Below are 12293 nucleotides of genomic sequence, written 5' to 3'. Positions count from 1 at the left end.
CAAGGCGGAGGCCGGGCAGACCCCGGCCACGTCGGGCAGCGGCTCGTCCGCGCGCGGCGGCTCCGCGTCGGCGGCGGCCGCGCCCACCGTGGATCCGGCGCAGGTGGCCCAGGCCAACGCCCAGCCGCGGCACCCGGGACGCCTCCGGGGACGTCGCCGCGGCCACCGTCGCGCAGGGCGGCGCGGGAGGCTTCGCCGGCGGTGGCCGGGGCTGAGCCCAGAGGGAGGACCGCATGGACACGGCCGTGCCCGAGGCGAGCCTGCTCGTCGTCGACGACGAGCCGAACATCCGGGAGCTGCTGTCGGCCTCCCTGCGCTTAGCCGGCTTCAAGGTGACCTCGGCGGCCACCGGTGCCGACGCCCTCGCCGCGGTCTCCGGGGAACGCCCCGGCCTGGTGCTGCTCGACGTGATGCTGCCCGACATCAGCGGTTTCGCCGTGGTGCGGCGGCTGCGCGAGGCCGCCGGCACCCGGCCGGGCGCCGACCACCTGCCCGTGCTGTTCCTCACGGCGAAGGACGGGGTGGACGACAAGATCAGCGGGCTGACGGCCGGGGGCGACGACTACGTCACCAAGCCGTTCAGCCTGGAGGAGCTGATCGCCCGGATCCGCGCGATCCTGCGCCGCACCGGCGCCCCGGGCGGGGACGGCCGGCTGCGGGCGGGCGACCTCGAACTGGACCCGGTGGGGCACCACGAACTGCGGACGGCGCCGGGCCGGGGGGCGCTGTTCCGGGTCCGACTGCGCCCCTGCGCCCGCTGAGCGCGGCACCGGCCGCCGGATCCGGGGTCCGCCCACGTCCCCACCGAACGGGCGACAGGCCCTACGACAGGCCCTAGAAGACTGATGAAGATCTTGTTGAGGGGCCGTCCGGCCGTAGGCCGGGCGGCCCCTCTGGTTATGTGATGGCCGGTGCGAGGTGCCAGGTGCCGCCTGTGTGAGTGAGTCCGAGGTTGATCAGGCGGCGGAGGTTGAGGGCGGCTGCTCGGGTGTGGAGCCAGGCGTTGTTGCTGATGGTGCCCCGGTAGCGGAGTCGGCGGTTGCCGTGGTGGACGAGCCAGGCGACGGCACGTTCGACTGGTGGCCGCCAGCGGCGGTAGTCGGCCTGCCAGGCGGGGTCGGTGGCGCCTGGCGGCGGGCCGCGGCTTGGAGATCGTGGTGGGGGCGGATGGTCAGGACGCGTCCGGCTTTGGCCTTGGTGCACTGCTCACGCAGCGGGCATCGGGTGCACACGTTCCCGAAGACGGCCCTGCGCTGGTGGTGGCGGCCGCCGGGCTCGGACAGGCCGACGGTGTGGCCTTGGGGGCAGGTCACGATGGCGGCCGAGGTGTCGATGGCGAAGTCGTCGAGGGTGAAGCCGTCTGGAACGGCCGGCCGCAGCGGGGCGGGTTTGAGGAACAGCCGGTGTCCGGCCTCTTCGAGGGCCTGGCGGGCGTCGCCGGTGGAGTAGGCGGTGTCACCGAAGGCGTCCACCGGGGTGTCCTCCTCGGCCAGCAGTTCAAGGCCGACGGCTGCCTCGTGGTGCTCTGGCCCGGCCCCGGGCCGCAGGGCGACGGCGGTGTATAACCCGGTCTCCGGCTCGACGGCGAGGTGGGCCTTGTATCCGTCCTGCTGATGGGAGCGGGTCTTGTGGATGTGCCGGGACTCGGGGTCGACGGTGGAGATCATCCGGTCCGGGGCGGTCCCTTGGGTGATGCGCCAGCGGCCGTCACGGCCGTCGGAGTCCTCGGCCGGTTCCACGTCCTGCCCGGCGACCAGCGCGAGGATGCCGACCGCGTTCGCTGCCTTCTCGCCCAGTTCCTGCTCGGGCAGATGCCCGAGCAGTCTGACCGCGTCGCCGACAAGCGCGTCGACCAGGTTGGCTCGTGCCTGGGCATCGTTCCAGGTGATGCGGGGTTTGCCCGGGTCGGTGTAGTCGTGGGCGGTGCACTGCGCGGCGGCAGCCTCGGCGCCGCCGGGGACTTCCCGGATCACCACCCGGATGGCGCCGATGATCTGGGTGACGGTGTCCTGGGTGGCGACCGCGTCGTCCAGCACGGTGGAGTCCAGTGCCCGCCGGTGCTTGCCCCTGAGGACACCGGTGGCCTTCACGACCTCCCGCACGGCCTCGAAGGCCCGGTTCGGGCTGGTGGAGCGGGCCAGCCGGCGCCGGAAGTACGCCAGAAGCGACGGGTCGAACGCGGTGTCATGCAGTCCCAGCCCGCACGCGGCCTTCCACCGCAGGTCACACCGCAGTTCCTGGACCGTCTCGAAGTCCGACATGCCGTGCAGGGCCTGCAATGTGATCGCCGCGGCCAGAATCTGCGGCGGCATGGACGGCCGCCCGTTCGCCGACGGATACATGTCCGCGAACATCGCCGCGGGGAACAACCGGCCACGGTGCTCGGCCAGGAACGCGAACACACTCCCAGCCGGAATCAACTCCCGGCACGTCGCCCACACATCAGGTCCGACCGTCTCCCCGACCCACTCCCCTTGAACCACAACACGAGTCTGGCCCCACCGCTGACGCGGCGGGGCCAGAACCCAACATCTTCATCAGTCTTCTAGCCCGGTTCACGCCCTGACCCGTGCGGGCCGGGCCGCACGGGTCAGGGTGCCCGCCAGATGTTGGCGAAGGCCGCGTTCTCGATGGACCGCCGCTGGCGAACGGCCTCCAGTTCCATCACCGCGTCGCCGACGGCGGCCAGGACGGTGCCGGCCTCTTCGTCGCCGGGGTCCGGATCGGGCCCGTCTCCGGGCCCCGTGTCGTCCAGGCCCACGGCCGAGGCGAGGACGGCGAGCACGGGTTCGTCCCGCTCACGGCGGTCGAGGGCACGCCGGCGGTCGGGGGTGTCGGCCGGCTCCACCCGGTCGGCCCCGAACGGCGAGCGGCCGCCGCGGGTGCGGACGATCTGCCCCTCCGCCTCCAGGGAGGCCAGGTAGGCGGTGGCGAGGTCCCGGCCCCGCCGCCACAGCCAGTCCTCGACCCGTTCGTAGGGGGTCTCCCGGGTGAGGGCCGACGCCGCCTCGGCCAGCAGGCGGTCGGCGGGAGCCTCCCCGGTGCCGGCCGGCACGATGCGGTCGCCGTCCAGGGTGACGGTCCGGGCCGCGATCAGATCGATCAGCTCCGCTCCCGCGAGGGCGAGCGAGAGGTCGCCCTGCCCCACGGGCCGCTCCGCCTCCGGGTCCATGGCGATGACGAACAGGTCCTTCGCGGTACTCATGTACGGCTCCCCTCGCAGACACCGACGATGGTAGGCCCAGCCGACGGCCCCGGGCGCGAGGAACGCTCCCTTCCGGCGCGCTGGACCGGTCCGCTGCGGCCGGGCCGCCGGGGGTGCGCGGGTGACCCTTGCGCGGCCGGCGGCCTACAGCGCCGGGTAGTCGGTGTAGCCCCGGGCGTCGCCGCCGTAGAAGGTGGCCGCGTCCGGGGTGTTGTACGGGCCTTCCGTGCGCAGCCGGGCCGGCAGGTCGGGGTTGGCGATGAAGAGGCCGCCGAAGGCGATGACGTCGGCGACGCCCTGGTCGATCAGGGCGAGGGCGCGGTGGTCGGTGGGGCCCTCGGTGGCCGGGTTGAGGACCAGCCGGCCGGAGAACTGCTCGCGCAGGGCGAGGGTGGTCTCGCGGGTGCCGGCGGGCTCCATGATGTGCAGGTACGCCAGGCCCAGCCCGTCGAGCTCCTTGACCAGCGCCTCGTACGCCGGCCGCGGGTCGGGCTCGTCGATGTCGTTGAACGGGTTCCCGGGCGAGACGCGCAGGGCGGTGCGTTCGGGGCCGATCTCGGCGGCCACGGCCTTGACGGCCTCGACGGCGAAGCGGATGCGGTTTTCCGGGGTGCCGCCCCACTCGTCGGTGCGCCGGTTGCTGCCGGGGGCCAGGAACTGGTGGATCAGGTAGCCGTTGGCGCCGTGGAGCTCGACGCCGTCGAAGCCGGCGTCGACGGCGTTGCGGGCGGCGGCGGCGTAGTCGGCGACGGTCTGGCGGACCTCGGCGGCCGTCAGTTCGCGCGGGGTGACGAAGTCCTGGGGGCCGTCGGCGGTGAAGACCTGGCCCCTGGCCGCGACGGGAGAGGCGCCGACCGGTACCAGGCCCTCCGGGAGCAGGGACGGGTGGCCGATCCGGCCGGTGTGCATGAGCTGCGCGAAGATGCGGCCACCGGCGGCGTGCACGGCGTCGGTGACCCGGCGCCAGGCGGCGACCTGCTCGGTGCTGTGCAGCCCCGCGGTGAAGGGGTACCCCTGGCCCACGACCGAGGGCTGGATGCCCTCGGTGATCACGAGCCCGGCCGAGGCGCGCTGGGCGTAGTACTCGGCCGTCAGCACCGTCGGCACTCCGCCCGTTGCCGCACGGCTGCGGGTCATCGGAGCCATCGCGATGCGGTTGGCGAGCTGGGTGCCGCCGACGGTGATCGGTTCGAATGCGCTGGTCATGTGCCCTAGCTGTACTGCCCTGTGAGGTTGGGGACGCGGCTGGCGGGTGGTTTGCCTGCGAGTGCGGTGTGTCCGCGGTGGTGATTGTAGGTGTGGAGCCAGCCAGGGAAGGCGTCGCGTCGTTCCTGCTCTGACTGGTAGGGGCGGGCGTAGGCCCACTCCTCGAGCAGGGTCCGGTTGAGGCGTTCGACCTTGCCGTTGGTCTGGGGCCGGTAGGGCCGGGTTCGCTTGTGGGCGATCCCGGCCGCTGTCAGGGCGTCGCGCCAGTCGCGGGAGCGGTAGCAGGCGCCGTTGTCGGTCAGGACCCGTTCGACGGTGATGCCCACGCCGGCGAAGTAGGCCTGGGCCCGGGCCCAGAAGGCGGTGGCGGTCTCCTTCTTCTCGTCGGCGTGGATCTCGCTGTAAGCGAGGCGGGAGTGGTCGTCGACGGCGGTGTGGATGTAGCTGTAGCCGGCGCTGGAGCGGTTCTTGCGGCCGGCCTGGCGGCCGAGGGTCTTGTGGCCGCCGCCGTCGGGGATGTTGCCGAGCTTCTTGATGTCCACGTGGACCAGCTCGCCCGGACGGTCGCGTTCGTAGCGGCGTATGACGGCGCCGGTGGCGCGGTCCAGGTGCGTGAGACGGGCCAGGCCGAACCGGGTCAGGATCCGGTGCACCGTCGAGGGCACCAGGTTGAGCAGGTGGGCGATGCGGGCGGGCCCCCACCGGCGGGCGAGGCGGACCTTGATGATCCGCCGCTCGATGCGGGTCGGGGTCCGGCGTGGGCTGGTGTGCGGGCGCGAGGACCGGTCGGTCATTCCGGCCTCACCCCCGGCCCGGTAGCGGGCCGCCCACCGCTGGGCGGTGGTGGGCGAGACCTGGAATCGCTCGGCCGCCCGGCGCAGCGGCCAGCCGTCCTCGACCACGCAGCGGGCCAGGCGAAGGCGTCCGGTCTCGGTCAGGGGTGCATTACGGTGGGGCATGAGGGCCTTCTGCTGGTCGGTGTAGACGTCGCAATCCACACCGAACCCGGAAGGCCCTCACCCGTTCAAGATCCCTCAGCCGAGACCTGCGTCACCCGTCCACAACCTCCCAGGGCAATACACCTAGCCCTGCGGCGCCGTGGCGCCCTGTCCGGGGCCGCCAGGCGCGGTCCTGGACGGGCCGGTCAGCCATGCCCTGAGCCGGGTGGCCCGGCTGCACCGCATCGCCGCGGGGCGGCTGCTGCGGGACCTGGGCCTGCACCCGGGGCAGGAGTTCCTGATGATGCACCTGTGGGACAGCGGGCCCGTGCGCCAGTCGGAGCTGATCAAGAGCGTCGGCCTGGATCCGTCCACCGTGACGAAGATGCTCCAGCGCCTCGAACAGGCGGGGCACGTCCGCCGCGGCCCCGACCCGGCCGACCGCCGGGCCTCCCTGGTCGAGGCCACGGAGGCCAGCTGCGGGCTGCTCCGGGAGGTCCGGGAGGCCTGGGCCGAGCTGGAGCGTCAGACCCTGGCCGCACTGGACGGCGCGGAGGGCGAGGAGCTGCTGCGGCTGCTGCGGAAGGTGGAGGCGACGCTGTGCGCCCCGGCGGCCGCCGACCCGCAGTGCGGGACCGGGGGCGGCGGCCGCTGAGGCTGCCGGGCCGCCGCTGTCAGGAGAGCTTCACGGCGTCCGGGTTCTCCTTCAGCCAGGCGCGGACCGCCTGCTGCTCCTTGCCCTTGCCGGTCTGCTGGATCTTCGCCTCCAGCCCGGTCAGCTGCTCCTCGGTGAGCTTGAAGTCGCGCAGCCAGCGCGCCACTTCGGGCTCGTCCGCCGCGAAGCCCTTGCGGGCGAGGGTGTGGATGCCGTCGCCCTGGCCCCAGGCACCCTTGGGGTCCTCGAGCTTGGTCAGCGCGTAGGAGGAGTACGCCCAGTGCGGGGACCACAGCGCGACGGCGACGGGCTCCTTCTTCTCGTAGGCGCGCTTCAGCTCGGCGAGCATGCCGGGCGTCGAGCCGTCGACGACCTGGTACTCGCCCTCCAGGCCGTACTCCCCCAGCACCTTCTCCTTGAGGAGCGACATCTCGCCGGCGCTCGGCTCGATGCCGATGATCCGGCCCTTGAAGCGGCCGGACTTGCCCTTGAGGTCGGCCAGCGAGCGCACGTCCTTCACGTAGGAGGGGACGGACAGCTCCAGCGAGGTCGGGCCGTACCAGGAGCCCAGGTCCTCCAGCCGGTTCCCGTACTTCTTCCAGTACTGGGCGTGGGTGACGGGCAGCCAGGAGTCGGTCTGGAAGTCGATGCCCCCGCCGGCGAGGCCGGTGTAGAGCGCTCCGGCCTCCAGCTGGCGGGCGTCGACCTTGAAGCCGCGCCGTTCCAGGAGTTCCTTCCAGAGGAAGGTGGAGGCGATGCCCTCGTCCCAGGGGATGTAGCCGAGGGAGAGGGTGCGGCCCCTGCCGGTGTCGGCGGCGCCCGCCGGGCCGCCCTCCCCCTGGTCCGATCCGGCGAAGGCGCCCAGGGCGCCGGCGGTCAGGGCGAGGACGAGGACCCCGGCGACGGCGTGGACGGGCTGGGGGCGGTGGCTCCACAGCCGGGCCGCGCCGCCGGCGGCCGAGCGGGCCCCGGCCAGGGCGCGCCGGCCGAGCGGGGAGACCTGGCGGCCCAGGGCGCCGGTCATCCGGTCGAGGTACATGGCCAGGATCACGATGGAGAGGCCGGCTTCGAAGCCGAGACCGATGTCGACGTTGCCGATGGCCCGGTAGACGGCGCCGCCCAGTCCGCCGCCGCCCACCATGCCGGCGATGACGACCATGGACAGGCCCAGCATGATGACCTGGTTGACCCCGGCCATGATCGTGGGCAGGGCCAGCGGCAGCTGGAGGCGGAGCAGGACGTCGCGGGGCGCGGTGCCGAAGGCCTCGGCGGCTTCGACGAGTTCGCCGTCGACCTGGCGGATGCCGAGCTCGGTCATCCGCACGCCGGGCGGCAGCGAGAAGACGATGGTGGCGATGATGCCGGGGACGACGCCCACGCCGAAGAAGATGATGCCGGGGATCAGGTAGACCATGGCGGGCATGGTCTGCATGAAGTCCAGCACGGGGCGCAGGACCGCGCTGGTCCGGTCGGAGCGCGCGGCCAGGATGCCGAGCGGGACGGCGATCACCAGGGTGACGAGGGTCGCGACCAGGACCAGGGACAGGGTGGACATGGCCTCGGACCACAGGCCGAGGGAGTCGACGAGCGCGAGGCCCGCGAAGGCGAGCAGTCCGGCGAGGAGGCCGCGCAGCCACCAGGCGGCGATGGCCAGGATCCCGGCGAACAGCAGCGGGGCGGGCGCCGACAGCAGTGCGTCGATGCCGTCGTCGAGGGTGGTGACGAGCGAGCCGATGGCGTCGAACAGCCAGGACAGGTGGCGCTGGAGGAAGCCGACGCCGCTGTCGGCCCAGTCTCCGAGGTGCAGGCGGGGCATCAGGCGGCCACCTCCGTGCAGCGGAGCGCGGGCCGTTGCTCGTCGCCGATGAAGCGCACGAGGCGGCCCTGCGGGACGGCGCCGACGACGGTGCCGTCCGCCGCGGTGACGGCGACCGGGTGCGGGACGCGGACGCTGACGGCGCAGACGTCGGCGAGCGGGGTGTCGGCGCTGACCGTGGGGCAGCCGCACCGGTCGGCGCCGGTGGGGGCCGGCGCCATGACGGCGTCGGCCGTCAGCACGCGCGAGCGGTCGACGTCCTGGACGAAGGAGGCGACGTAGTCGTCGGCGGGACGGGTGAGGATGTCCTCGGCGGTGCCCTGCTGGACGACCCGGCCGCCCCGCATGACGGCGATGCCGTCACCCAGGCGCATGGCCTCGTTGAGGTCGTGGGTGATGAAGACGATGGTCTTCTTCAAGGTGCGCTGGAGTTCGAGGAGCTGGTCCTGCATGTCGCGGCGGATCAGCGGGTCGAGGGCGCTGAAGGACTCGTCCATGAGGAGGAGGTCGGCTTCGGTGGCCAGGGCGCGGGCCAGGCCCACGCGCTGCTGCATGCCGCCGGACAGCTCGTCGGGCCAGGACTTCTCCCAGCCGCCGAGCCCGCACAGCTCCAGGGCCTCCGCGGCCCTGCGCTCGCGCTCGGCCCGGGGGACGCCCTGGACCTCCAGTCCGTAGCCGGCGTTCGCCAGGACGTTGCGGTGCGGGAACAGCGCGAAGTGCTGGAAGACCATGCTGATCCTGGTGGAACGGACGCGGCGCAGCTCGCGCGGGTCGAGGGCGGTGAGGTCCTCGCCGTCGAAGAGGACGCGTCCGGAGGTGGGCTCGAGGAGCCCGTTGAGCATGCGCAGCAGGGTGGACTTGCCGGATCCCGACAGGCCCATGACGACGAAGATCTGTCCCGGTTCCACTCTGAACGAGACATCGATCACAGCGGCCGTCGTGCCGTCGGCGCGCAGCCCCTCGCGGTCGGCGCCTTCTTCGAGCGCGCGGACCGCGGCCGCGGCGTGGCCGGGGTTCCTTGCGAACACCTTGTAGACGTGCTCGGCCTGGAGCGTGGACACATACACCTCACGGGTCGTACCTGAAACGGCGCGCCGCCTCCCGGGAGGACCGGGGGGCGGCGGCGCCGTGGAGCGGGGCGGGATCGGCCCGCGTGCGCCCCGCTCCGGCCGACCGGCCGGAGGGCGGGGTTCCGCTCCAGCGGCCCCCCTGCCCGGCATTCACGGCAGCAAACGCAAAGGTGAGTTACCTCACGTGCCGGCGTCCGCCGGGCCCAGGAGCGCGGCAGCCTCCCGGCGGGCCCGGTCCAGCCAGGCGGCGCGTTCTTCGGCGGTCGAGTCCCCGACGGTGCGGAACACCACCCGGCGTACGTCGCGGATCCCGACGTACGGCAGGACGCACGCCGACCAGATCCGGTCCAGGGGGTCGCCGAACTCGCCCTCCTCCCGCGCCGCGGGGGTGTCGGAGGTGTTCAGCACCAGGGCCCTGCCCGCCTTGAGGAGCCCGGCGGGCTCCCCCTGCGCGGTTCCCGGCTTGTAGGCCACGCGGTCAGCACGGCGGGCGGCATGCCCCACCAGTTCGGGTGGACGAACGCCAGGGCGTCGAGCGTCGCCACCTGTGTCCGGTGCAGCGCGACCTGCGCGACCTGCGCGTCCTGCGGGCTCGCGGCCTCCTCGACCGTCCCCGTCTCGTCGGCCGACAGCAGCGGCGCGAACCCCTCGGCGTAGAGGTCGTACGCCGACACCTCGGCTCCGCGCAGGCGCAGTACCCCGATGTGCATCCGTCCCCCGATGACCGACTCGAATTCGGATCCCCTGCCCCGTCATTGTCTCCGGCCCGGCGGGAAGCCCGGCGCGTTGGGGCGGGCGGCGCAAACGCGGCCGGTCCCCGTCGAAGCGGGCCGAGACCGCCGCACCGGGACGGACGCCCGACCGATGAGTTCTCGCGTGAACGGCAGTCATGGATCATGGCTGGTGCGCGTCGCCCGCGAGGCGGGCGACAGCGCACGAGCCGGATCCGGTTGACAACCGTCGTACGAGACACCGAGGACCGCAGATGCGCACTCTGATCAGCACCGCTTTCATCTCCCTCGACGGCGTCGTCGAGGCCCCGGGCGGCGAGTCCGGCTACCGCAACGCCGGATGGACCTTCAAGGACGTCGAGTTCCTTCCCGAGGCGTTCGCCATCAAGGGCGCGGAGCAGAAGGAGGCCACCGCGATGCTGATGGGCCGGACCAGCTACGAGGCGTTCAGCCCCGTGTGGCCCGACATGGCCGACTTCGCCGACTACAAGGTGCTGCCGAAGTACGTCGTCTCCACCACCCTCGCCGAGGAGGACCTGGTGGCGAACTGGGGCGAGACGACGATCCTGCGCTCCCTGGAGGAGGTCGCCGCGCTGAAGGAGACGGACGGCGGTCCGGTCATCGTCCACGGCAGCGCCACCCTGAACCAGGCCCTGTCGGACGCCGGCCTGATCGACCGCTACCACCTGCTGGTCTTCCCCCTCCTCCTCGGGGCGGGCAAGCGGCTCTTCAGCACCACGGACAAGGACGCCCAGAAGCTGAAGCTGGTGGAACACGAGGCCTACGCCAACGGCCTGCAGAAGCAGGTCTTCGACGTCCTGCGCTGAGGCCGCGCAGCCCCGCCACCGGGCCTCGCTCGTGGCGGGCTGGGGCATCGCGGCGGCCGCGGCATCCGGGGCGGTGACCTGGCCGGACCCTTTCCGTGCCATTACACGTGAGGGGGAATTCCGTGGATTCTCATGGGGGTTCGTCTCACTGCCGTTCACCCGGTGGTGTGTTGCCCGTCGCCTCGGGAGAGGAAGTTCGCCCCCATGGAACTGGACGTACCCGATTTCGGGATCCCTCAGAAGCTCGCCGCCCGCATGAGCATGGCCGAGCAGCACGAGTACCTGCGTGCGCGGTTCACCCGGCGCGGCGCGCTGCGCGCCGGCGCGGTGACGGCGGCCGTGGCGGGGCTGGGCCTGGGCGCGGGCGCGGCCTCGCCCGCGTACGCCGCCGCCCCGGCCCTGCTCTCCTCCGGGGAGCGGCGCGGGGTCGACGGCTCGCTGGCCGCGCCGTTCGGCCGGCACCTGCAGTTCGGGGCCGACCCGAAGACGCAGATGCGGGTCTCCTGGCAGGTCGCGTTCGCGGTGCGCAAGCCGTACGTGCGGGTGGGCACCAGCCCCTGGGCGCTCGGCGTGAAGATCGACGCCGAGGTGCGGCACCTGACCACCCCGGTCCTGAACGGCGGCAAGATCGCGGCGGCGGAGCAGTTCTACCTGCACGCGGCCCTGGACCGGCTGCGGCCGGGCCAGACCTACTACTACGGGGTGGGGCACGACGGCTTCGACCCGGCCGACCACCGCAACCTGGGCACGCTGGGCACCTTCACCACGGCTCCGGCCCGCCCCGAGGGCTTCACCTTCACCGCCTTCGGCGACCAGGGCGTCAGCTACCACGCGCTGGGCAACGACGCGGTGCTGCTCGCCCAGAACCCCGCCTTCCACCTGCACGCGGGGGACATCTGCTATGCCGACTCCTCCGGCTCGGGCGGCCCCGGTGACACCTACGACGCCCGCACCTGGGACCAGTTCCTCGCGCAGACCGAGACGGTCGCCAAGACCGTGCCGTGGATGGTGACCACCGGCAACCACGACATGGAGGCCTGGTACTCGCCCCAGGGCTACGGCGGCCAGAAGGCCCGCTGGTCGCTGCCGGACAACGGCCCCGACCCGGTGAACCAGCCCGGCGTGTACTCGTTCGTGCACGGCAACGTCGGGGTGATCGCGCTCGACGCGAACGACGTCTCCTACGAGATCCCCGCCAACTTCGGCATCAGCGGCGGCCGGCAGACCGCCTGGCTCGACCGGCGCCTGGGCGAGCTGCGGCACCACCGCGACGTGGACTTCATCGTGGTCTTCTTCCACCACTGCGCGTTCTCCACGACGAGCTCGCACGCCTCCGACGGCGGGGTGCGGGACGTGTGGGTGCCGCTGTTCGAAAAGCACCAGGTGGACCTGGTCATCAACGGCCACAACCACGTGTACGAGCGGACCGACGCCATCAAGGGGAACAAGGTCGGGCGCAAGGTGGCGATCGGTGAGCGCACGGACCCGACGCGGGACGGCATCGTGTACGTGACCGCCGGCGCAGCCGGACGCTCGCTGTACAGCTTCCCGGTCCCCGACTCCTACGAGGGGCACGTCGCCGACCGCGACAGCGTGGACACCTACCGCTGGGTCAAGGGCGCGACGAAGGCGTCGGAGACGGTGGAGTGGTCGCGGGTGCGGTACACCGACTACTCCTTCCTCGCGGTGGAGGTGGAGACGGGGCGCTTCCCGAAGCTGAAGGTGAGCGCGCTGGCGGAGACCGGCCGGCGGATCGACCACTTCGAAATCCAGCGCGGTCCCGGCCGCTGAGCCGGCCGCGGCGCTCTGTCGCCCGGGGCGCCCGGGTGGTAGACCTGCGTCCTG

Annotated in this window: 11 protein-coding genes and 1 pseudogene; 4 read left to right on the top strand and 8 right to left on the bottom strand. The window is 72.7% G+C overall.

Annotation, left to right across the window (positions count from 1 at the left end; all coding sequences use genetic code 11):
* The first annotated feature begins 233 nt into the window (after positions 1-233).
* Positions 234-761, top strand: a complete 528-nt coding sequence (locus B4U46_RS33015; RefSeq protein ID WP_079431254.1) for a response regulator — start codon at positions 234-236, stop codon at positions 759-761.
* A 136-nt stretch (positions 762-897) separates the two neighbouring features.
* On the opposite strand, the pseudogene B4U46_RS33010 reads toward B4U46_RS33015, so the two are convergent.
* The 4 genes and pseudogenes from B4U46_RS33010 to B4U46_RS32995 all read right to left on the bottom strand — a co-directional run bounded on the left by B4U46_RS33010 (position 898) and on the right by B4U46_RS32995 (position 5370).
* A pseudogene (locus B4U46_RS33010) lies at positions 898-2483 on the bottom strand (IS1182 family transposase).
* 107 nt (positions 2484-2590) lie between these two features.
* Positions 2591-3205 carry a GOLPH3/VPS74 family protein gene (locus B4U46_RS33005; protein WP_079431253.1) on the bottom strand — a complete coding sequence of 205 codons (615 nt, stop codon included), beginning with the start codon at positions 3203-3205 and terminating at the stop codon, positions 2591-2593.
* Positions 3206-3349: 144 nt separating this feature from the next.
* Positions 3350-4411, bottom strand: coding sequence for an alkene reductase (locus tag B4U46_RS33000; RefSeq protein ID WP_079431252.1), 1062 nt, complete (start codon positions 4409-4411; stop codon positions 3350-3352).
* A 5-nt stretch (positions 4412-4416) separates the two neighbouring features.
* On the bottom strand, positions 4417-5370 hold the full coding sequence (locus tag B4U46_RS32995) for an IS481 family transposase (protein WP_079432157.1): 954 nt from the start codon (positions 5368-5370) through the stop codon (positions 4417-4419).
* 205 nt (positions 5371-5575) lie between these two features.
* On the opposite strand from B4U46_RS32995, the gene B4U46_RS32990 reads away from it, so the two are divergent.
* Positions 5576-6004: a MarR family winged helix-turn-helix transcriptional regulator gene (locus tag B4U46_RS32990; RefSeq protein WP_398907865.1), complete on the top strand. Its 429-nt coding sequence runs from the start codon at positions 5576-5578 to the stop codon at positions 6002-6004.
* Between the two features lie 19 nt (positions 6005-6023).
* Here B4U46_RS32990 and B4U46_RS32985 read toward each other — a convergent pair whose 3' ends face one another.
* From B4U46_RS32985 to B4U46_RS39525, 4 genes are all read right to left on the bottom strand, one after another.
* Entirely contained in the window at positions 6024-7820 is a 1797-nt protein-coding gene (locus B4U46_RS32985; protein WP_079431251.1) for an ABC transporter permease/substrate binding protein, read from the bottom strand.
* The gene (locus B4U46_RS32980; RefSeq protein ID WP_237293221.1) at positions 7820-8881 is read right to left on the bottom strand and encodes a quaternary amine ABC transporter ATP-binding protein; all 1062 of its coding nucleotides are present in this window, start codon (positions 8879-8881) and stop codon (positions 7820-7822) included. The genes B4U46_RS32985 and B4U46_RS32980 overlap by 1 nt, the downstream gene beginning before the upstream one ends.
* Positions 8882-9070: 189 nt before the next feature.
* Positions 9071-9298: a hypothetical protein gene (locus B4U46_RS39530; RefSeq protein WP_237293220.1), complete on the bottom strand. Its 228-nt coding sequence runs from the start codon at positions 9296-9298 to the stop codon at positions 9071-9073.
* Positions 9292-9600: an NAD(P)H-dependent oxidoreductase gene (locus tag B4U46_RS39525; protein ID WP_237293219.1), complete on the bottom strand. Its 309-nt coding sequence runs from the start codon at positions 9598-9600 to the stop codon at positions 9292-9294. The genes B4U46_RS39530 and B4U46_RS39525 overlap by 7 nt, the downstream gene beginning before the upstream one ends.
* Before the next feature lie 275 nt (positions 9601-9875).
* On the opposite strand from B4U46_RS39525, the gene B4U46_RS32970 reads away from it, so the two are divergent.
* On the top strand, positions 9876-10448 hold the full coding sequence (locus tag B4U46_RS32970; protein WP_079431249.1) for a dihydrofolate reductase family protein: 573 nt from the start codon (positions 9876-9878) through the stop codon (positions 10446-10448).
* Positions 10449-10658: 210 nt separating this feature from the next.
* Complete coding sequence (locus tag B4U46_RS32965) at positions 10659-12239, top strand: purple acid phosphatase family protein (protein WP_079432155.1); 1581 nt, start codon at positions 10659-10661, stop codon at positions 12237-12239.
* Positions 12240-12293 lie beyond the last annotated feature (54 nt).

Source organism: Streptomyces katrae (assembly GCF_002028425.1).
Taxonomy (GTDB): domain Bacteria; phylum Actinomycetota; class Actinomycetes; order Streptomycetales; family Streptomycetaceae; genus Streptomyces; species Streptomyces katrae_A.
Note: the sequence above shows the minus strand (reverse complement) of the source record. Positions and strands in the feature narration are given on the sequence as shown.